Here is a 20,418-nt window from a genome sequence, read left to right as displayed (position 1 = left end):
GTCAGCTGCGCGCCAGCGTCTTGGAAAGGACGCCGGCGCAAAAGACGACCTGCCCGGCAATATCGTCGAGTGTCTTTGCCTGTATCTGCGTGTCGCGCAGTGTCAGGCTGAGGCTGCCGATGATTTCGGAGCGGCCATCGAAAACAGGCGCCGCAATACCGGTGACGCCAGGCGTCACATCGCCGCTGGTGCTCACCCAGCCGCGGTCGCGGTGTTGACGGAATTTCGCCTTCACGTCCGGAAGGGAACTGCCGAAGCCCGCCTTGAGGAACTCGTCCTGCGCAAGCCCGTAGAACTTTCGCAGCTGGTGATCCGGCAGATAGGCGAGGATCGCGATCGAAGCCGCACCGTGGAGCAGCGAACGGCTGCGTCCGCGGTCATAATTGCTGTGAACCGCGTCTGTTCCTGCTTCCTGGTGCACGCAGAGCACTTCGAACTTATAGCGACGGCAGAGGAGCGCGACGGCTTTGAAGCGGGCGGCGAGTTCTTCCATCATCGGGCGCGCGGCGCGGATGAGCACGTCGCCGGTCCGGATCTTGTAGTCCAGTTCGACGATGCGGGGGCCAAGCATATAGCCGACGCCGGGCAGAGACGTCAGCAGGCCGGCATCCGTCAGGATCTTGAGGTAGCGGTAGAGGGTCGAGCGGGTATAGCCGAGCCGATCGCAGAGTTCGTCGAAAGTGAGCGCCACCGTGTCTTCGCCCGCATCGAAGAGATCGAGCAGGCCGATCATTTTCTCGAGGCTGTTCAAGCTGGCATCTCCACCCTCGGGTGAGCGTAAGGCCCGATCGAGCCCTCGAAAGACCAGTCCATCAGCAAATCGAATCCCGCCTCGACAATATCAGGAAGGCCTTACTATAGAGCGATGATCAGGCGGCAAGCAATCGGCTGCGTGAGCCGGAGCATTGTGCAACGCTCCGGCTCATCTGCGTCAGGCCGCCGTGTTCCAATCTGCCGGGAACAGGCCGTCGCGGATAGCGCCGCTCGCGTAATATTTCCAGAGCTTGCGGATGTGGTGGCCGCGGCGGAAACTGTGGGCGAAGGATGCCATTTCCTCCTCGGTCAGCGGCTTTATCTTGCCGAGCGAGGCGGCCCGATAGGCAGCTTCGGCGTTCTCGACCAGATGCACGGCATCGATGAAGACGCCACGCACCGTCTCGGCGGTAACGATCTGACCGTGCGCGCGGATCTGCATCGCATGACAATCGCCGAGCGTCGCCACGATGCCGCGGCCGCGCTCGGGCGTATCGACATGGGCGGGATCGGCATGGACGGGAATGCCGTTGCGCCAGCGGATGGCGTGGTTCTTGACCGGGGGAAGCGGAACGTCTTCCACCAGCGTGAAGACGTTGGTCACGTCGTGATGGAAATGGGCGACGGAGTTCACATCCTGCCGCGATCGGTAAATCTCACAATGAAGGAATGTCTCCGACGGTGGTTTGACGCCAGGCGTACCAGCCACGACCTTGCCGTCAAGGTCGCAGACCAGCAGGTCATCGGGTGCGACATCGGCGCGGCTCTTGTCCTGCGGCTGGATCAGAAAAGTCGTTCCGCCCGGCAGGCGGGCGCTAACATGGCCACTATACTCAAGAATTTTCAGGCTGTTCAGGAGACGCGTCGCCATGGACACATCATGGCGCAGCGTATTTTCCGACAGTTCGGTCTGCGGTTCGTCCGCGTGTTTGTGAGATTGCATGATCGGCTCCTCCCGTTTGAAATTAATCCCACATTATACGACTTTTTATCTTCCGCAAGCGGCGGGTATCAGACTTCGATCAGCACGTCGTTGTTTTCGACGATGACCCTGTAGGTCTTGATAGGGATCATGCAGGGCGGGGCGACGACCTCTCCGGTGCGCACGTCGAACTGTCCGTTGTGGAAGTCGCATTCGACGTTGTGACCATCGAGATAGCCTTCCGACAGTGATCCGGGACCGTGCGTACAGAGGTCGTCGGTCACGTAGAACGTGCCGTTCACGTTGAACACGGCAAGCGTCAGATCGCCTTCCTCGACCCGGATCGCGCTATCCCAATCCACGTCATCGGTCGAGCACAGCCTGATCCGAGAACCCACTTCCGCCATTGGTCTTTCCTCCTCTGCCTCGATGGCCTTGCCAGCGCTTGACTAGCCTGCCGTCTGGATGTAGCGTTTAAAACGAAACGATGTTCTGCATAACGGAACACTCGGTAAAAATACCCGATCCGGCGTGAAGGTCAACCGCAAATCCGATCGGCCGGAGGAAACACGAGGTGGCGCGGCGCAGCCGTCGGCCACGGACGAACTCGAGGAGGAGTTGTCATGCTCAGGAAAGAACAGAACGATCTATTGACCCAGACCGATATCGGTACGCCGATGGGTGAGATGTTCCGCTGTTACTGGATTCCGGCGCTGCTGGCCGAAGAACTGCCGGACAATGACTGTGCGCCTGTCCGCATCAAGCTGCTCGGCGAGCGCCTTCTGGCGTTCCGCGATAGCGAGGGGCGATATGGGTTGATCGACGAGTTCTGCGCCCATCGCGGCGTCTCGCTCTGGTTCGGTCGCAATGAGCATGGCGGCCTGCGCTGCCCCTATCATGGCTGGAAATACGATCACACCGGCCAGTGCATCGAGGTCCCTTCCGAGCCGGCCGAAAGCGGTTATTGCAGCAAGATCAAGCTGAAGTCCTATCCGTTGATCAAGATCGGCGACATTCTGTGGACCTATATGGGGCCGGCAGACAAGGAGCCGCCGCATCCGGAATGGGAATTCGCGCTCGTGCCGGCCGAACAGACCTTCACGTCCAAACGCTGGCAGGAATGCAACTGGCTGCAGGCCATGGAAGGCGGAATCGATTCGAGCCATGTCTCCTGGCTCCACAGCGGCAGCCTGAATTCCGACCCGCTCTTCAAGGGCGCTCGCGGCAACAAATACAACATGTCCGATGCCCGGCCCTTCTTTGAAGTGACCGACATGGCGGGCGGCCTCTACATCGGCGCGCGCCGCAATGCGGAAGAGGGCCACTACTACTGGCGCATCACGCCCTGGGTCATGCCGTCCTTCACCATGGTTCCGCCGCGCGGCGATCACCCGGTTCACGGCCATTTCTGGATCCCGATCGACGACGAAAACTGCTGGGCCTGGAGCTTCGACTATCACCCGGTCCGGGCGCTGACGAGCGAAGAGCGCCAGGCCATGAAGGACGGCAAGGGCATCCATGTCGCCTATGTTCCCGGCACCTATCGGCCGCTCGCCAACAAGGACAACGATTACCTGATGGACCGGGAAGCCCAGCGCAAGGGCATTACCTATTCCGGCGTCGAGGGCATCGCCATGCAGGATGCGTCGCTGCAGGAAAGCATGGGGCCGATCGTCGATCGCAGCAAGGAAAACCTGGTTTCGACCGACAACGGCATCATCATGGCACGCCACCGGCTGATGCGGGCGGCCCGTGCGCTCAAGGACAAGGGCACCACGCCGCCCGGCGTCGATCCGGCTCATCACCGGGTGCGGTCTGCCGCGATCGTGCTGCCGGCGGACAAGGCCTATACCGATATCGCCGATGAGGCGCTGACCGTAATCTCGGGCAAGGCGCAGACGAGCGTCTGACAGGGAGGCAATCATGCACCTCGGATTGAGCGAAAGTGCACGCGCCACGACGGCGCAGGAGGCGCGTTTCCGGATCAACTATCCGAATTCGCGGCCGCGAAAGTCGCGCATCATCGCCCTCGACAAGAGCGCCGAGGCGACGCTTGAACGGCTGGCGGCCGGTTATGCCGGAGGCCATGCGCATTTCCTGCGTTACGTCGAAGCCAAGCCCGCGAGCGATTCTTTGAAGATGCTGCCCGTCGACGCGGTGCTGGAAGATCTCTCCGGCAAGCGCTCGGCGCTGGTGGACGAAATCGCGGATGCCGATGTCGTCGTCATGCTGACGACGGCCGGCAGCTCGGCGGAGGCGGCGGAGGTTATCGGCAATGCGTGCTTCGTGCGCAGCAAGATGACGACGGGTCTGGTCGTGAGTTCGGCGGACGTGCCGGCGCTCGATCTTGCCCGGACGCTGACGGCGATGCGTCCCTTTGCGGCGATGCTCGTCATCTCCAACGGCGACGACTATGTCGCCGAGATGCTGAGCGCCTTGAGGGTCTGAGAATGCTTCAAGGCGTGGCGTGAGTATTTGCAGGAGCTGTGTTATGGACGATCCCTTACTCCTTGCAAAGAGACGGAAAACGCACGCCATGAACGCATCTGTGAAGGAAACGGCACGCACGAAAAAGGCAGCGCCTGCCAAACGCAATCGCTTGTCTTCGGTCACGACGGCGATCCGTCTTTTGAAAGCGTTTTCGGAGGACGAGGTCGAAATCGGCGTCAGCGCGCTGGCTCAGAAGCTGAAGGTGGCAAAGAGCACGGTTCACCGGCTTGCCGTGACGCTGGTCGCCGAAGGGCTGCTCGAACAGAACCCCGAAACCGAGCGCTATCGCCTGGGTGTCGGCCTCTTCGGACTTGGAACGCTGGTGCGCCGCCGCATGAACCTGTCGAACGAGGCGCGTCCGTACCTCTTCGACCTTCGCAAGCATACCGGCGAGACCATCATCCTCGGCATCCCGACCGATACGGAAGTGATGCATGTCTACGACCTGGAAAGCCCGCAGGCGGTCGGCATCAAGTCTGACCTCGGCGCCCGCCGGCCGGCCCATTGTACCGCGGTCGGCCGGGCGATCTTCGCCTTCGCGCCGGAGGAGACGGTGGAGCGCCTGCTTGCAGGGCCGCTCGTTCGCCGCACGCCGCATACGATCACCGATCCCGCGCGGGTGCGCGAGATTTTCGCTGAAGTCCGCCAGCGCGGCTTTGCGATCGAAGACGAAGAGAGCGAGCCGGGCATCCGCGCGATTGCTGCCCCCGTCCGCGATTCCACCGGTGCCGTCGTCGGCGCCGTCGGCGTCGCCGGCCCGTCGCTGCGGCTCTCGCTGGAAGCCATAGAGAATTTCGCGCCGCCGCTCTTGGAAACGGTGGCAACCATTTCGTCCCGTCTCGGCCATGGAGCGGGTTACAGACAAAGATGACAGGGAGGAAAGCATGACCGTGATGACATTGAGCGGGACCGATACGAAATGGTCCTGCGCTGACGGAGACACGATCATGCGATCCGCCATTCGCGCCGGGCTCGGCTTTCCCTATGAATGCAATGTCGGCTCCTGCGGCAATTGCCGTTTCGATCTTCTCGAGGGCGAGATCGAGGAGCTTCGCCCCGATGCACCGGGTCTCAGCGATCGCGACCGCCAGCGCGGACGCAGGCTTGGTTGCCAGTCGCGGCCACTGACGGACTGCCTCGTCAAGCTGCGGCTGATGCCGCAATATGTCAGCACGCACGCGCCGGTGCGCCAGGAAGCGACGCTGGCAGGCATCCGAGACATAACCCACGACATTAGAGAATTCCGCTTCCGACTCGACAGGCCCGTGCCATTTCTCTCCGGCCAGTATGCGCTTCTTTCACTCGCGGGCGTGGAGGGTAGCCGCGCCTATTCCATGGCCAACAGGGGAGACCAACCGGAGGAATGGCACTTCCAGATCCGGCGCGTACCGAATGGCGCGGCCACTTCTACGCTGTTTGACAAGCTCAAGGCGGGAGATCGCATCGGCATCGACGGCCCCTATGGCATGGCCTATCTGCGCGAGGATTCACCGCGCGACATCATCTGTCTCGCCGGCGGCTCAGGCCTCTCGCCGATGATTTCGGTGACGCGGGCTGCAGCCGTTTCGCCAGCTTTGGCGGGCCGCCGTATCGATTTCATCTATGGGGGCAGGGAAGTGCGCGACATTTGCGGGCGTGAGATGCTGGAGGAGCTTCCGGGCTTCGGCAGCACACTTCACTACCACCCGGTCGTTTCCGGCATGCCGGCGGAGGACGACGGCTGGGACGGCTATCGCGGCTTCGTGCACGAGATCGCCGCAAAGCTGTTTGCGGATCGACTGCCGGAATGCGAGATCTATTTCGCCGGTCCGCCGATGATGGGCCAGGCCATCCAGAAAATGCTCATCGACCTTGGCGTGCCGCAGGCGCAGGTCCATTTCGACCAGTTCTACTGACATGAAACTTCGCCAGCTCTCTTATTTCGTCAAGGTAGTCGAAGTCGGCAACATCACTCGTGCCGCCGAACAGCTGAACCTTGCCCAGACCGCTCTCGGCATCCAGATCCGCAATCTTGAGGATTCGCTGCAGATCCAGCTTCTCGACCGGCATTCGCGCGGCGTCAGCGCCACGCCGGCAGGCATGCTGCTCTATGAGCGGGCGCTGGAAATTCTCCAGCGTATCGAGGAGACGCGGCGTGACCTGATCTCGCTCGGCGGCGAACGTGTCAGGGTACGGCTCGGTGCGACGCCGAGCATCCTGAAACTCATCGGCACCGATCTTCTTGTCGCCGCCAACGAGCAGCTTCCGGGCATCGCGCTTCACGTCGTCGAGGAACTGAGCTTCGTGCTGACCGATGCGCTGGAGCGTGGCGAGCTCGATTACGTGCTCGCCTACGATATCGACGACAGCCCGGGCCTGAGGCGTATCGCGCTGATGGAAGAAGACCTGCTGCTGATATCGGCGCCGGACGGCAAGTCGGACGAAGCCGATGTCTCCTTCCGTCACGCGGTGGCCGGCGACCTCGCGCTGGTGTCCAATCGCGACATCATCTGGCGGCGCGTGCACGAAACCGCCTCGCGCCTCTCCGTGGACGTCAAGATCACCTACCAGGTGCAATCGATGGAGGCGATCAAGGCGCTCATCCTTCATGGCGTCGCCCAGAGTATCATGCCCTACGGCATCGTCTCCGAAGAAATCCGCTCCGGCGAACTGGTCGCCCGGCGCATCGAGCGCCCGGACGTGAAACTGACGCTCTTTCTCGCCCACGCCTCCCACAAGGGGCTGGCGGACGAGCGGCTGTTCCATTCCTTCATCTATAACATGGTTGACCGCCTTGCAGCGGCGATCGGCCCCTACGCCCACCCGATCGATCGGGTCGCAGAAGACTGACCAGTGATTTTCGTATGGGCTGGACAATATGATTTATCTTGGACATTTGCCTGAGCGAGCCCGATGATCGCAAGGAAATATCAAGGGCCGCAGACCGGATCTTCGTGTCGGGCTAAAGAGCGCGAAAACTGATTGTCTTTTGATGTCAGTCGCTTGGCGGGAGGTTGCCAAGGTCCGTCTCGGGCTCTGCTGTTGGGGAGTGAGAATTCTGACATCGTCGCTTCGTTTGTCCTTCGGTTGCTGGAATTATGACCGCACACGCGCCCTGATGGACCGTACGGTCGTGCCTGACGGTATCGAACTCGTCTATCTGAACATGCCGGTGGAAGAGACGTTCTTCCGCATGCTGCGCCACAGGGAATTCGATATCGCCGAGATGTCGCTGTCGTCCTATGTGATGTCCCACTTCACCGAGGAGCAGCCTTTCGTCGCCATACCGGTCTTTCCGTCGCGCTACTTCCGCCACTCCTCGATCTACGTGAATGCCGATGCCGGCATTCGCCAGCCGTCCGATCTCGCAGGCAAACGTGTCGGCAGTCCGGAATATCAGATGACCGCTCCGGTCTGGATCCGCGGGATCCTGTCGGACGAATATGGCGTCAGGGTCGATGACGTGACGCATTACACGGGCGGCGAAGAACAGCCGAACCGGCCGGAAAAACTGCCGCTCGACCTGCCGCCCTACATCAAGATCAAGCGTATCGGTCCCCAGCAGACGCTGTCGACGATGATCCGGGAAGGGGAAATCGATGCGCTGTTTACCGCACGCAAGCCCTCTTCCTATGACGGTCGCCACGTGAAGCGTCTGTTCGAGGATTTCGTCGAGGTCGAGCGCGCCTATTTCCGCAAGACCGAGATCTTCCCGATCATGCATACGATCGTCATCCGCCGGGAAATCTACGAGAAGAATCGCTGGATCGCCCAGTCTCTCTACAAGGCCTTCACCGAGGCCCAGGCCCGCATCTACCGGGATCTGGAGGAGACGGCGGCGCTGAAGGTGATGCTTCCCTGGCTGAACGCCCATGTCGAGGAAGCCCGCCGGATCATGGGAGACGACTACTGGAGCTACGGGTTCAAACAGAACCGCCAGACGCTGGATACGTTCTTGCGCTATTCCTACGAGCAGGGCCTGTCGAAACGGCGGCTGCAGCCGGAGGACATTTTCGTGCCGGAGACGATGGAGAATTTCGTGATCTGAGCCGCTCCTGTTCAGGCACCTCGGGTCGCTATGCGATGTCCGTATATCAGCATTGAAACATAGGCTCTTTCCGCAGCTGCGCCGGCAAGTTATATGCAGCGCACAATAGACGCGGAGATGAGAGATGACGACGATTGCCTACCGGAATATGCCTCGCACGGATTGGGTCCGCAGTGCATTCGGAGGTTTCTTCGACACGATGAGCCTCGTCGGCGCCGCGCATGAATGCTCGATGGCGCGCAGGGAGCGCCGCGTTCCCGACACCGCCGCTCTTCAGACCCTCGGAATCGACGCGACGGCTTTCAAGCGGACCTACAAGCGCCGCTGACCGTTCTGTATCGGACATGAGAAAAGGGCGGCAATCCGTTGGATTGCCGCCCTTTTTTATCATTGTGCGAAGTCTTAGATCATACCTGTCAGGATGCCGACGCCGGCAACGGCGGCAACACCGCCAGCCGTGCGAACCGCGAAGGTGCCGTGACGTTCGCCGGCACGGCCGATCATGAAGCCAAGGCCGAGGCCAACGGCGTGAAGCACGGCCGTCGCAATCATGAAGCCGGCGGCATATGCCGCACCAGCTGCATTCTCCGGCATCTCCGCTCCGTGCGCGTGGCCATGGAAAATCGCAAACAGGCCGACGAGGCCCATTGCCACTGCGGTCGGCGCCTTCACGTTCAGCGCGACGATGGCGCCGAGGACCACTACCGAAAGCGCAATGCCAAGCTCGACGAAGGGCACGTTGATCCCGGCAATCCCGAGGCCGCCGCCAACAGCCATAACCAGGACAAAGGTTGTCGGCACCAGCCAGGTTGCGCGGCCGCCGAGCTGGAAGGCGAAGACGCCGACCATGACCATGGCGAGGATGTGATCGAGCCCGGAAATCGGATGGCTGAATCCGTGCACGAAGCCCGACGTATCGCCAACGCCGGTGTGAGCGTAGGCAACGGCCGGGGCCGCGACGGCAGCAAGGGCCAGAAGCATGCGCTTGATTGATTGTCTCATTGTCATTTTCCTCCTGAGGTCTGCGTCGGCGACAATTTATGAGGGGGCAGCGTCGTCAACATCTGATGGTAATGCAAGGGGTCATTTGACGTAGGCGCCTCCCGCGCGAGCGGAGAACAATTACCCTTCATCATGGCCACGGTAGGCCCTGGCGGTGCCGAAGTAAATTTTAATCTCTTTACAGTGCCGTTAAGTTTTTTTATCGTGACTTCTATGAAAAATATAAGTTTTCGTCAGCTGAGGTCGCTGCTTGCCATCGAGTCACATGGCAAGATCGTCGAGGCTGCGAAAGTGCTGCGGCTGAGTGCGCCGGCCGTGACGCTACAGCTCAAGCAGCTGGAGGCCGAGGCCGGAGTCCAGCTCTTCGATCGCATGGCGCATGGCATGTATCCGACCGAAGCGGGCAGGGCTGTCTTGTCTGCTGCGCGTGATATCGAGGATCGCCTTCAGCTTCTGAGCGACGAGCTCAACGCGTTCAAGGGCATCAAGCGCGGCCGTATTACTGTCGGTGCGGTATCCACCGTGCGTTATTTTGCGAGCGCCATGCAGAATGCCTTCGCAAACGAGTTTCCCGACATCGACCTTGATCTCGTCATCGACAGGCGGACGGAAACGATCGAGCGCCTTAAGAGGCGGACGGTTGATATCGCTCTGGTTGGACGGCCGCCGCGGGATATTTCCGTGCGCGCGGCAATTTTCGGAGAGCATTCGCTGGTCGTCGTCGCGCCGCCGCATCATCCGCTTGTCGGCCGCCATGGCATTTCGAAGGCGGATATTGTGGAGGAGCATTTCATCGTGCGCGGCACCGGTTCCAGCACGCGCATATCCTTCGAGCGCTTTATGGCCGATATTCCCGGCCGGGCCGCCGGCCCGATCACCGAGATGGAACTCGTTGAAGATATCAAGCGGGCCGTCATGGTCGATACCGGGCTTGCTTTCCTTGCCGCCCACAGCGTCGCCGAAGAGGTGCGGGACGGCAAGCTTGCCGTTCTCGATGTCGTCGGGCTGCCGATCCGTCGCCAGTGGTTTGCCATCAGCCGCACCGACCGGGCCATGACCCCCGTCATGATCGCCTTCCAGGAGTTCCTGACGCGCCGAAGCGGGCAGTTCCTCCCGGAAGCGCTGCCGGCCTGACATCAGGCCTTCAGGAAGTCGACGATTCGGGCGTTGGTATTGTCAGCTGTCAGCTGCGGCACCGGAATATCCCAGTAGTCCGAGCCCGGGATGCATTCCTGCAGATAGCGTGCGGCAGATGTCGCATGCGAGAAGTCGGCCCCCGGGACGATCAACGTCGGAATGTCAAGCCTGACGAGATCCTCTGGCTCGGCGCCCGGAGACGTGTCACGGTCGATGAGGCCGCGCGGCATGCCGGCGATGATTGCCTTGTAGTGATCGACATTCATCGAGACGTAACGCTTGGCGAACTCCTCGTCATGCCGCAGTACGGAAACCCAGGGGCCGCCGCGCGGATCGGCGCCGAAGGCCTTGTTGCTTTCCTTCGCCAGCGCGACGACCGCTTCCAGCCCGTTCTGCTGAACGAAGGCCAGGTGCTCGGCAAAGCGCTGATGGCCCGTCATGCGGTATCGGGCGCCGCCGACCGGCCAGAAGAGCACCATCTTGTCGACCCGTTCGGGGAATTGCGTGGCGACAGCCATCGCCACGCTGCAGCCCATGCAGCCGCCCATGATGTGGGCTTTTTCAATACCGAGATGATCGAGCAAGCCCATCGCCTGGGCGACATAATCGTGCCAGGTCACACGCTCGACCCGCCCGCCCGACTGGCCGGTTTCGCGCCGGTCGAAGAGGATGCAGGTAAAGTGCGATGGCAGGTGATCCAGAAACCGGGTCGTCACATAGATGCCCTGTGTGCGCCATTTCTCGATCGTGGCGTCGAAGCCGCCGGGCGAGAACATCAGGAGCGGCGGACCGTTGCCGATCACCTCATAGCGCGTTTTGATACCGTCGATGACTGCCGTTGCCATTCAAGTCTCCTGATCTCAAAGCCCTTCGCAGCCGAGCTTGCGCAGGCTTTCGTCGACCCAGAGCTTGGGATCGAGCTTGCCGGCAAGCGTATTGGCCACGGTTCTCGCTTCGGCCTCATTCTTGGCCTTGGCCTGCGTGTAGATCTCCTCCGTCGTGCCGTAGGGCACGCAGAGCAGGCCGTCATCGTCACCGATGACAAGGTCGCCGGGATTGATGACCATGCCGCCGAAGGCGATCGGCACGTTGATTTCGCCGGGGCCGTCCTTGTACGGGCCGCGATGCGTGATGCCGGCGGCAAAGACCGGGAAATTCCCGGCCTTGATCCATCCGTAATCGCGCACCGCGCCGTTGATGACGACGCCGGTGACGCCGATCTTCATGGCGTGCGAGAGCATCATTTCGCCGACCAGTGCATTGGTGAGATCGCCGCCGGCATCGACGACGATGACATCGCCGGGCTCGGCCATCAGCAGTGCCTTGTGGACCATGAGATTGTCGCCGGGGCGGGTCTTGACGGTAAAGGCCGCCCCCGACATCTGGCCGGAGGCATGCAAGGGGCGAAGTTCAGGCCCGCCTGCCGTCATGCGCGACATGACATCGCTGACATTGGCAACGGGCAGAGTGCGGAACTTCTCGATAGTGGCCGCATCCACCTTGCGGGTGCGCGGCACGATTCTGAAACCGAGGCTCATGGTTGCTCCTATTCCCAGGGCAGAAGCGATGCGTGGATCACGTCGGGTACGCCCTGTCCGCCGACCGACTGGATGGCGAGTGCGGCGTCCTTCAGCCCGAAGCGGTGCGTGGTGATCTTCTCAAGCGCGAAGCGGTTGGAGGCGATCTGTTCGAGCGCCAGCTCGCAGGCGCGGTAGCTGTGGCCGCGGGCGCTCTTGATGGTGATCGCCTTGGTCGTCACCTTCTCGAGCGGGAAATTCGGGAACTCCTTCATCTCGCCCTGCACGAGGATCGTGCCGGCCTTGCGCACAAGCGCCTCGACGCCGAGCAGGATCGGGATCGTGCCGGCGCCTGCGGTACAGTCGAGCGAGATATCGACACCCTTGCCGCCGGTGATTTCCATGATACGCGCCAGCGGGTCTTCTTTCTGGACGTCGATGACATAATCGGCGCCGAGCTGTTTGGCGACTTCGAGGCGGGCCGTGTCCTTGGTCGTGCCGGTCACGATAATCAGCGAGGCGCCCGCCTGTTTGCAGATGACGGTCTGCGACAGGCCCTGCTGGCCCGGACCCTGGATAAGGACGGTGGAATTATAGCCGACCCCGGCATCGAAGAGCGACCACTCCACACCGTTTGCCATTGGCGTGACAAGACCGGCAAGTTCCGGCGTGACACCCTTCGGCACGCGATGGACGACGGCGTTCCACGGCAGGTAGACATATTGTGCGAAACCGCCCCACAGATGCGGCGCGCGCTCGGCCGAGGTATAGCCGTAGCGGATGCTCTCCGGGTTGTTGCGCCAATCGGTGTTTTCGCAATGGCGATACTGGCCCTGATGGCACCATTGGCACTTGCCGCACATGACGTAATGTTCGACGAAGACGAGGTCGCCTTCCTTAAAACCCTTGCGACGGGTGAATTCGCGGCCGGCCTTGGCGATATAGCCGATATTTTCGTGGCCCATGATCGTCGGCGCATTGTTCGGCGGCGTCTTGAAGAGCTTGACATCGGTGCCGCAGATACCGGCAACTTCCATCTTCAGGAGGGCGGCGTCCTCCGGAACGTCGGGCATCGGAAATTCCCGAAAATCCATCTGGCTCGGTCCGGTGCGGACCGCGGCGAGAACCTTCTCTGTCATGCTTCACTCCCTTGATGCGGGCTGTGGGCCAGCGGCATAAGCGCCGCACGGCGAGCCCTCTGTTTCGACAAACGTTTTTGACAAGTGACGCCGTCGCGCCCTATGGTGGCGGTCAGCAGCGGCCGATCGGCCGCCGCCGAACCCAGCCGGAAACCATGCTGAAGACTGCAAGCCGCAATGCCGGAAAGATCGATGCCGTCCGCCGTATCAAGGACTGGACGCGCGCACGTTTCGGCCTCGGTGACGACATTCCGGTCATGGTAGCGGAAGTGGCCTGCGGCCTTCCGGGCTGCCCGCCGATCGAGACGATCGTGACCTTCTGGACGGCGCCGGAGGCGCGACACGCCTTCAAGGCGTTCAAACCTGCCATCGAGGTGACGGTCGAAGACCTGCCGCCCTCGTGGATGAAGAACGCCATCATTTCCGACCGCGACGATCTTTCCTGCTGCTGACCCGGCGCTGCTCATTGCGGTCGGCCCGGACGGCCGCGGTGCGTCAGCTGGGCGTCGAGACGCGGATAGACCCGGCGCGCATTGCCCTCGAAGATCTTGTAGCGGCTGGTCTCGTCCAGCGCTTCGAGCCTGTCGATATAGCGCTTCGTGTCATCGTAGTTATGCCCCGTTTCAGGATCGATGCCTTTGACGGCGCCGAGCATTTCCGAGGCGAACAGGATATTGTCGATGGGGATGACCTTCGACATCAGTTCGATGCCGGGATAGTGGTAGACGCAGGTATCGAAAAAGACATTGTTCAAGAGGTGCTCGGTCAGAAGCGGCTTCTTCATCTCCTGCGCCAGGCCGCGATAGCGGCCCCAATGGAAGGGCACCGCGCCGCCGCCGTGCGGAATGACGAATTTCAGCGTCGGGAAATCCTTGAACAGATCCCCCTGCAAAAGCTGCATGAAGGCCGTCGTATCGCCGTTGATGTAATGGGCGCCGGTATGATGGAAGCAGGCATTGCAGGACGACGAGACATGGATCATCGCCGGCACGTCCAGATCGCAGAGCGCCTCATAGAGCGGATACCACTGGCGATCCGTGAGCGGCGGGTCGGTCCAGTAGCCGCCGGACGGATCCGGATTGAGATTGACGCCGACAAAATCGAGTTCTTCGACGATACGCCTCAGTTCCGGAATGCAGTTCTTCGGCGCAGCACCGGGATGTTGCGGCAGCTGGCCGACAGCTGCAAAATTGTCCGGCAGCAGCTTGCAGATGCGATGGATCAGGTCATTGGACATCGAGGTCCACTGCTGGCTCACCGCCTCGGTACCGACATGGTGGGCCATGCCGGCGGCACGCGGCGAAAAGATCGTCAGATCGCTGCCGCGTTCCTTCTGCAGCTTCAGCTGCGGCGCCACGGATTCGCGCAACGTATCATCCGAAATGCCGAGATCGGTGGTAAGCGGCCGGCGCATCGGGTCGGCGAGCCCGGCAAGCTGCTTGTCGCGGAACTGGTGAAGCGCCTGCGGCTCGGTGGTGTAGTGTCCGTGAATGTCGATGATCATGCGCAATCCTCCTTGCGTCATCGATGAGAGCTGGTGTCCGGCATCGCTCAGATGCGGACGAAGAGCTCGTCGACCTCGTAGCGCCGCGGTGTGACCTTCTGGTCGGCGGAATAGTCGAAGGCGAGCTGCAGCGAGCGGCGGTTCTCCTCCAGGCCATAGGCCGGAGGCGGCGTCGCGCCATCTTCCTCGATCGCCACGCGGCGCGCCTCCTCGAACAGCTCCATCAGCTCTCCGGCGAGCCAGGAATGGCTATCGAGCAGTTCGTTGCGCACGGTCAGCACGTGGTTGATCGGCACGATACCAGTCCGCTCGATCCAGGCTTCGGCCGCCCTGTCGCCTTCCGGAACGACCGTGCGGATGCCCGATGGATCGACGACGCGCTCGCCCATGATCGCCGAGAGCTCGCCCGCCATCATCAGTTCGCGAAGCCCCATGGACCTGTCGTTGCGCACCGTGTTTGCGGGATCGGCATATTCGCTGAGATGGGCGTCCTCCATCGTCAGCCAGGTAATGCTGTCGAGATCGACGCCGTAGTCGTCCTTGATGATGCCGCGCACCCACACACCCGACGTCTGGGCATAGGCGCGCACGCCGACCCTGGTATTGTTGAGGTCTTTCGGCTCGCGAATGGCCGAGCCGGTCGGACAGACGAGATTGGCGTGCGGCAGCCGGCTCCAGAGCGGGATCGCGATACCCGTCAGGGGCTTGGCATAGTGATGCGCGAGAAGATGTGTGACGACGGCGAGCTCCGAGACGTCGAGTTCATCGCCGCGAACCATGGTGCGGAAGGCCTTGGGCAGGGGGTCGTAATCGCGGAACGCGAAGGTTACGCGGCTGGACGAAACGCGTCCGTCCGTCAGCGGCTTGACGTGAGCGTGTTTTCCCAGTGCCGTGCGCAGCAGCAATTTGTCTGACATCGAACCCTCCCGGATCGATTGTTCCTATATATGGAACGATGTTCTTGTTTAATGATAATAACGCGAATCGCCGACCGGTCAATTCCGGGCTCGGCGATTTTTCAAAGCCTGGTGTTGAAGCCCTGTCTTAGGCGTAGCCGCCCAGGCTCAGCAGGAAGTAGCCGACGGCGCTGGCAGCCAGGATCGGGTAAGGGCCGACCTTGGTGAAAAGCAACAGGCCGACGGCGGCTGCGACCGTTGCCACCTCGATCAGGTTGAGCTGGGCCGAACGCGCAACGGTGTAGACGCCGGCAAAGATCAGACCGGCGGCGACGGGCGCCAGGCCGCGCTCGGCGGCAATAACCCAGGCCGATTTGCGATGACGGTGCCAGATACTGCCGCAGACGCAGACGAGCAGCGATGACGGCAGGAAGATTGCAAGTGTCGCGGCAAGCGCGCCGAGCAAACCGTCAACATGCCAGCCAATCAGCGCGACGATCAGCGTGCCGGGGCCGGGGGCCGCGCGGGAGATGGCGTAAAAGTCTGTGAAGGCGCGCGCGCTCAGCATGCCGAACACGTCGACTGTCTGGTGCTGCAGGCCGGCAATGATCGACTGCCCGCCGCCGAACGATACGAGCGACAGCGGGATGCAGAGAAGGACGAGGTTGAGAAGCTTTGCGTCATCCATGGTTCTGCACCTCCTTTTTGTCCTTGACGAAGAAGGCGGCGATGATGCTGACCGGGATACTGAAGGCAACGACCGGCACCAGCGGCCAGCGCAGGAGACCGACCATGACGAAGACGGCGATGGCAATCAGAATAGGGACGACATGCCGATGCAGCCGGCGGCCGGTCTTGATCCCCATGGTCAGCGAGGAGGCGATGCCGACGCAGGCAAGGCCCCGCAGCACTGTATGGGCCTCGGAATAGCCGTTTATCTTTTCATAGAAAAAACTCATCAGCAGGATCACTGTGAGGGCCGGGGTCAGCATTCCCGTGAAGGCAAGCGCCGCACCGGTCCAGCCCCGCAGTTTCAGGCCGATATAGACGGCAAGGTTTACCGGATTGGCTCCCGGAAGGATCTGCGCGATCGTCAGCGTCTTCAGGAAATTGTCGTCATCGAGCCAGCCGCGCCGTTCGACGATCTCGCGATGTGTCCAGCCGGACATGCCGCCGCCGAACGACGACGCCCCGAGCCGGAGGAAAGAAATCAGCAGGTCGGACAACGGAACTGCGTCCTCCCTCTTCATGTGAGCGTCTACCCGCTTATCCAATTCGGCCCTCCCTTGCCTGCCTGAGATCGGCGCCCGGCCAGGAATCCCGGGCGACGTCAAGGAAGGATGCGCCGTGCTCGGCAACGAAGTCCATGCCATTTCCGCTTAGCAAGGCAGTAAGGAAAATTTATCGACTGCACCGTTGGCGGTCTTTTTCGGCAATGGGATGAAGCTTTTAAGCTGTCGATGGCGAACGGTTTCGCGTTTTCCAGACGCGAGGCCGACAGCCGGTACATAATCACGTTTTTTATCGATGATATATGTGAAAATACCGCGATTTGGTCGATATTTTATACTGAAATCAGATACTTAAATTACGTTCTTCTAAATGGAACGATGTACCCCAGTACGGAATAGCTATTGCCAGCCCGCAAGAAAAGTGATGGACTAAGCATAAATTTTTGCTTTGGACAAAGCTCTGGCGAGGGGTCCTAATGAACTCCAGATGCCAGGGGCTTGAGGCGCCGGGTAAGGATAACCGCACCTGGGGGAGTGCGGAGGATCGGCGGAGGCCTGTTGCGGTTTTCGTCGGCGGGAGGAGTGAAGCTGCAATGATTGAAACAATGTTCGGGGCGCTATTCAACCTCGTTAGTTCGCCCCACATCATGGGCCTGATGCTGATCGCGGTGGTTTTCGGACTGCTGGTGGGTGTCACGCCCGGTATCGGTGGCAAGCTGTCGATCGCCATGGCCATCCCATTCGTCTACGGCATGGATATGGTGGCAGGCGCAGTCTTTCTGCTGACCATGCACGCCGTTAACGGCACCAGCGGACAGATATCCAGTATCATGTTCGGCATCCCCGGCGACGGCGACGATGCTGCGACGACATTGGACGGCTACCCGCTGGCAAAACAGGGGCAGGCGGCACGTGCCCTCGGCGCCAGCATTACCGCATCGGGCGTTGGCGGCATCATTGGCGCCGTGGTCTTCGCGATCATGATCCCGATCCTGGAACCGGTCATCCTGATGTTCAGCCCGGCGGAATTCTTCCTGATCGCGCTGCTCGGCATCAGTTTCATCGCTTTCCTTTCGAGCGGCAACCGCATCGTCAAGGGTCTGATCGTCGGCTTTTACGGCCTCATGCTGTCAACCGTCGGCATGGACCCGATCACCGGCACGCCCCGCTATTCCGGCGACTTCCTGTTTCTGTGGGATGGCGTCAGCCTGGTTACGGCAGTGCTTGCAATGTTTGCCGTACCCGAAATGATTTCGCTTAGCACCAAGGGCGGCTCGATTTCCGCCGTTCCGATGGACTCGGGCTTTTCCTATCGCCAGCTTCTGTCCGGCGTCATGGAAGTGCCGCGTCACTGGTGGCTGGTTGTTCGCACCTCCGTCATCGGCGCCATTATCGGCATGATCCCGGGCCTCGGCGGATCGACCGCCGCCTGGCTTTGCTACGGCCATGCCGTGCAGAGTTCCAAACATCCCGAGCGCTTCGGCAAGGGTGCGATCGAAGGCGTGATTGCGCCGGAGACCGCAAGCAACGGCAAGGAAGGCGGCTCGCTGCTTCCGACATTGTTCTTCGGCATCCCCGGTTCGTCGGGCATGGCCGTGCTGCTCGGCGCGTTCCTGATCCTCGGTATTCAGCCGGGTGCCCTGATGGTAACGCAGCATCTCGATCTCGTCTGGACGCTGATCTGGGCGCTCGTCGTCGGCAACCTGATCGCCGTCGGCATGCTGCTCGTCATCTGTCGCTGGGTTGCGGTGCTGACCTTCGTGAACGGCCGCATGCTCGTACCCTTCATCCTGGTCTTCGTATCGCTCGGCTGCTTCGTCAGCGACTTCCAGTGGCAGAACCTGATCGTCCTGGTTGTCTTCAGCTTCATTGGCTACGGTTTCCTGCGTGCCGACTGGCCGCGTGCCCCCTTCGTCATCGGCCTCGTGCTTGGCGGAAAGGCTGAAGCCTCGCTCAATCAGGCGCTGCAGCTGTGGGGCTTCAGCTTCTTCCTGCGGCCTCTGTCGCTGGTGCTGATCGCCATGATCGTCGCGCTGATGGGCTACGCCTTCTATCGCAACTTCCGTCCGGCTGCCCGCCGATCCAACGTGGAGGTCAGCCCATGACCCTGAAGAACATCAACTTCAGCACAGTGCTGACCGTCATCATGCTTGCCATCTTCGCGTCCATGGTGGCCATTTCCTTCGGATATCCGGCAAAGGCGCGTTTCATGCCGCTCGTCGTTGGCCTGCCGGGCATCGTGTTCTGTCTCATCCAGCTCGGGCTCGACCTCTTCCGCTCGCCGACCGAAAGCGCTGCAGCCTCGGTCGGTCAGCAGATCGCGGCGGCGAGTGCGCCGGAAGGCAGCCAGCATGAAGAACTGCCGGAGTTCGGGCCGCATACGGCGCGTCAGGAAGTGGTGATGTGGAGCTACTTCGTGAGCTTCATCGCCGGGGTGATCCTGTTCGGTTTCTACATCAGCGTGCCGATCATGCTCCTGACATTCCTGCGCCGGCAGAGCGAAGCGAGCTGGAAGTTTGCGCTGGCATTGGCGATCGCCGCAACGCTTGCCCTTTACCTGATGTTCGGACGCCTGCTCGGCATCGAACTTCATCCGGGCTTTGTGACGCGCTGGGCCATTCACGCTCTTGGCCTGGGTGCCATCTAACGGAACGCCGAGCGCGGACACAGACCGTGCGGCGAAGAAGGAAGTGCCGGCCAACCAAACCCGCCGAGGAAACGGGATGGCCGGCATGATCGACGAGCAGGACGCCTACAGATTTTGATTGAGCTCACTGGGAGGAAACTATGAATATCAACGCAATTCGCATGACGGCTCTCGGCCTTGGTGCCGGTCTTGTAATGCTGGCAGGTTCTGCCGCTGCACAGGAAGGCCCGGATTTCTTCAAAGGCAAGACTGTCAACTATATCGTCGCCACGGCACCCGGCGGCGGCTACGACACGAACGGACGCCTCGTCGCCCAGTTCATGCAGAAGCACCTGCCGGGCTCGACCTTCGTAGTGCAGAACATGCCCGGCGCCGGCCATCTGATCGGCGCAAACTTCATCTACGCTTCCGATCCGGACGGTCTGACCTTCGGCACGTTCAACACCGGCCTGATCTACGGCCAGCTGTCCGGCAATCCGGGCATCAAGTTCGACCTTGCCCAGATGTCCTGGATCGGCAAGGTGTCGTCCGATCCGCGCGTCATCGTCGTATCCAAGGATTCCGGTATCAACAGCTACGAGGACCTGGTCAATCTGAAGGAGCCGATCAAGTTCGCCTCCGCCGGCGTCGGTTCCGCATCGACGATCGAAACGACCATGCTCGTCAAGGCGCTCGGCCTGAAGATCCAGGTCGTATCAGGCTATAACGGCAGTGACGATCAGCTCGCCATGCGCCGCGGCGAAGTGCAGGGCATCATCGGCTCGCGCTCGACGTTCCAGCCCTTCGTCGATGCCGGCAACGGCAAGCTCATTGCCCAGATCGGCGGTTCGGAAACCGACATTCCGCAGCTTTCCTCGCTCGTCAACAGTGACGACGCAAAGCGCGTCATCGCTCTTGTGGAATCGCAGAGTGACATCTCCCGCCTGACCGCCGGGCCTGCCGATATCCCGGCCGACCGCCTGAAGGCGCTGCGTGACGCCTATGCTGCCGCAACCTCGGACCCGGAATTCCTGGCCAAGGCCAAGGAGATCGGCGTTCCGGTCGATCCGAAGATCGGCGACGACGTGGGCAACCTCGTCAAGGGGGCCATGAACCAGACGCCCGAGGTTGTCGATTTCCTGAAGCAGTCGCTCAAGGAAGACTGATCGATCC

The 20,418-nt window shown here is 61.3% G+C and carries 23 protein-coding genes; 12 read left to right on the top strand and 11 right to left on the bottom strand.

Annotated features, from left to right (window positions below):
- Window position 1: 1 nt before the first annotated feature.
- The 3 genes from ACU8HS_RS27955 to ACU8HS_RS27945 all read right to left on the bottom strand — a co-directional run bounded on the left by ACU8HS_RS27955 (window position 2) and on the right by ACU8HS_RS27945 (window position 2,082).
- Window positions 2-751, bottom strand: a complete 750-nt coding sequence (locus ACU8HS_RS27955) for an IclR family transcriptional regulator (RefSeq protein WP_112704128.1) — start codon at window positions 749-751, stop codon at window positions 2-4.
- A 180-nt stretch (window positions 752-931) separates the two neighbouring features.
- Window positions 932-1,696, bottom strand: a complete 765-nt coding sequence (locus ACU8HS_RS27950) for a class II aldolase/adducin family protein (protein WP_113413382.1) — start codon at window positions 1,694-1,696, stop codon at window positions 932-934.
- A gap of 68 nt (window positions 1,697-1,764) precedes the next feature.
- On the bottom strand, window positions 1,765-2,082 hold the full coding sequence (locus ACU8HS_RS27945; protein WP_112572007.1) for a non-heme iron oxygenase ferredoxin subunit: 318 nt from the start codon (window positions 2,080-2,082) through the stop codon (window positions 1,765-1,767).
- A 216-nt stretch (window positions 2,083-2,298) separates the two neighbouring features.
- On the opposite strand from ACU8HS_RS27945, the gene ACU8HS_RS27940 reads away from it, so the two are divergent.
- The 7 genes from ACU8HS_RS27940 to ACU8HS_RS27910 all read left to right on the top strand — a co-directional run bounded on the left by ACU8HS_RS27940 (window position 2,299) and on the right by ACU8HS_RS27910 (window position 8,520).
- Window positions 2,299-3,585, top strand: coding sequence for an aromatic ring-hydroxylating dioxygenase subunit alpha (locus ACU8HS_RS27940; protein ID WP_113413381.1), 1,287 nt, complete (start codon window positions 2,299-2,301; stop codon window positions 3,583-3,585).
- Between the two features lie 13 nt (window positions 3,586-3,598).
- Entirely contained in the window at window positions 3,599-4,123 is a 525-nt protein-coding gene (locus ACU8HS_RS27935; RefSeq protein WP_113413380.1) for a 3-methyl-2-oxobutanoate hydroxymethyltransferase, read from the top strand.
- An 88-nt stretch (window positions 4,124-4,211) separates the two neighbouring features.
- Window positions 4,212-5,036 carry an IclR family transcriptional regulator gene (locus ACU8HS_RS27930; protein WP_377312412.1) on the top strand — a complete coding sequence of 275 codons (825 nt, stop codon included), beginning with the start codon at window positions 4,212-4,214 and terminating at the stop codon, window positions 5,034-5,036.
- Window positions 5,037-5,049: 13 nt separating this feature from the next.
- A complete protein-coding gene (locus tag ACU8HS_RS27925) occupies window positions 5,050-6,060 on the top strand; it encodes a 2Fe-2S iron-sulfur cluster-binding protein (RefSeq protein WP_447016168.1) in 1,011 nt (336 codons plus the stop codon).
- Window position 6,061: 1 nt separating this feature from the next.
- A complete protein-coding gene (locus ACU8HS_RS27920) occupies window positions 6,062-6,994 on the top strand; it encodes a LysR family transcriptional regulator (protein ID WP_112571999.1) in 933 nt (310 codons plus the stop codon).
- Between the two features lie 268 nt (window positions 6,995-7,262).
- Complete coding sequence (locus ACU8HS_RS27915) at window positions 7,263-8,192, top strand: ABC transporter substrate-binding protein (RefSeq protein WP_112572027.1); 930 nt, start codon at window positions 7,263-7,265, stop codon at window positions 8,190-8,192.
- A 124-nt stretch (window positions 8,193-8,316) separates the two neighbouring features.
- On the top strand, window positions 8,317-8,520 hold the full coding sequence (locus tag ACU8HS_RS27910; RefSeq protein ID WP_112571997.1) for a hypothetical protein: 204 nt from the start codon (window positions 8,317-8,319) through the stop codon (window positions 8,518-8,520).
- Window positions 8,521-8,594: 74 nt separating this feature from the next.
- Here ACU8HS_RS27910 and ACU8HS_RS27905 read toward each other — a convergent pair whose 3' ends face one another.
- Entirely contained in the window at window positions 8,595-9,194 is a 600-nt protein-coding gene (locus ACU8HS_RS27905; protein WP_112571995.1) for a HupE/UreJ family protein, read from the bottom strand.
- Between the two features lie 213 nt (window positions 9,195-9,407).
- On the opposite strand from ACU8HS_RS27905, the gene ACU8HS_RS27900 reads away from it, so the two are divergent.
- Entirely contained in the window at window positions 9,408-10,328 is a 921-nt protein-coding gene (locus tag ACU8HS_RS27900) for a LysR family transcriptional regulator (protein ID WP_447016167.1), read from the top strand.
- Window positions 10,329-10,330: 2 nt separating this feature from the next.
- Here the strand turns inward: ACU8HS_RS27900 and ACU8HS_RS27895 are convergent, their stop codons facing one another.
- Genes ACU8HS_RS27895 through ACU8HS_RS27885 form a run of 3 tightly spaced genes read right to left on the bottom strand, consistent with a single transcriptional unit; the run spans window position 10,331 to window position 12,987 of the window.
- The gene (locus tag ACU8HS_RS27895) at window positions 10,331-11,176 is read right to left on the bottom strand and encodes an alpha/beta fold hydrolase (RefSeq protein ID WP_112753677.1); all 846 of its coding nucleotides are present in this window, start codon (window positions 11,174-11,176) and stop codon (window positions 10,331-10,333) included.
- 15 nt (window positions 11,177-11,191) lie between these two features.
- Window positions 11,192-11,869, bottom strand: coding sequence for an RraA family protein (locus ACU8HS_RS27890; RefSeq protein ID WP_112753675.1), 678 nt, complete (start codon window positions 11,867-11,869; stop codon window positions 11,192-11,194).
- Window positions 11,870-11,877: 8 nt separating this feature from the next.
- A complete protein-coding gene (locus tag ACU8HS_RS27885) occupies window positions 11,878-12,987 on the bottom strand; it encodes a zinc-dependent alcohol dehydrogenase (protein WP_112571987.1) in 1,110 nt (369 codons plus the stop codon).
- A 77-nt stretch (window positions 12,988-13,064) separates the two neighbouring features.
- On the opposite strand from ACU8HS_RS27885, the gene ACU8HS_RS27880 reads away from it, so the two are divergent.
- Window positions 13,065-13,439, top strand: a complete 375-nt coding sequence (locus ACU8HS_RS27880) for a hypothetical protein (RefSeq protein ID WP_447016166.1) — start codon at window positions 13,065-13,067, stop codon at window positions 13,437-13,439.
- Window positions 13,440-13,450: 11 nt separating this feature from the next.
- Here the strand turns inward: ACU8HS_RS27880 and ACU8HS_RS27875 are convergent, their stop codons facing one another.
- The 4 genes from ACU8HS_RS27875 to ACU8HS_RS27860 all read right to left on the bottom strand — a co-directional run bounded on the left by ACU8HS_RS27875 (window position 13,451) and on the right by ACU8HS_RS27860 (window position 16,637).
- Window positions 13,451-14,491, bottom strand: coding sequence for an amidohydrolase family protein (locus ACU8HS_RS27875; RefSeq protein WP_112571985.1), 1,041 nt, complete (start codon window positions 14,489-14,491; stop codon window positions 13,451-13,453).
- Window positions 14,492-14,538: 47 nt separating this feature from the next.
- On the bottom strand, window positions 14,539-15,408 hold the full coding sequence (locus tag ACU8HS_RS27870) for a phosphate ABC transporter substrate-binding protein (RefSeq protein ID WP_112571983.1): 870 nt from the start codon (window positions 15,406-15,408) through the stop codon (window positions 14,539-14,541).
- Between the two features lie 127 nt (window positions 15,409-15,535).
- On the bottom strand, window positions 15,536-16,075 hold the full coding sequence (locus ACU8HS_RS27865) for a chromate transporter (protein ID WP_112571981.1): 540 nt from the start codon (window positions 16,073-16,075) through the stop codon (window positions 15,536-15,538).
- On the bottom strand, window positions 16,068-16,637 hold the full coding sequence (locus tag ACU8HS_RS27860) for a chromate transporter (RefSeq protein WP_162758018.1): 570 nt from the start codon (window positions 16,635-16,637) through the stop codon (window positions 16,068-16,070). The genes ACU8HS_RS27865 and ACU8HS_RS27860 overlap by 8 nt, the downstream gene beginning before the upstream one ends.
- 575 nt (window positions 16,638-17,212) lie before the next feature.
- On the opposite strand from ACU8HS_RS27860, the gene ACU8HS_RS27855 reads away from it, so the two are divergent.
- The 3 genes from ACU8HS_RS27855 (at window position 17,213) to ACU8HS_RS27845 (ending at window position 20,411) form a co-directional block, all read left to right on the top strand.
- The gene (locus tag ACU8HS_RS27855) at window positions 17,213-18,724 is read left to right on the top strand and encodes a tripartite tricarboxylate transporter permease (protein WP_162702920.1); all 1,512 of its coding nucleotides are present in this window, start codon (window positions 17,213-17,215) and stop codon (window positions 18,722-18,724) included.
- Window positions 18,721-19,266, top strand: coding sequence for a tripartite tricarboxylate transporter TctB family protein (locus ACU8HS_RS27850; protein WP_447016165.1), 546 nt, complete (start codon window positions 18,721-18,723; stop codon window positions 19,264-19,266). Before ACU8HS_RS27855 ends, ACU8HS_RS27850 begins: the two co-directional genes overlap by 4 nt.
- Window positions 19,267-19,406: 140 nt before the next feature.
- A complete protein-coding gene (locus ACU8HS_RS27845; protein ID WP_112571973.1) occupies window positions 19,407-20,411 on the top strand; it encodes a Bug family tripartite tricarboxylate transporter substrate binding protein in 1,005 nt (334 codons plus the stop codon).
- The last annotated feature ends 7 nt before the right edge of the window (window positions 20,412-20,418 follow it).

Source organism: Rhizobium sp. KDH_Rht_773_N (assembly GCF_052946295.1).
The sequence above is the reverse complement of the archived record's forward strand: the minus strand, read 5'-3'. Positions and strand labels throughout refer to the sequence as shown.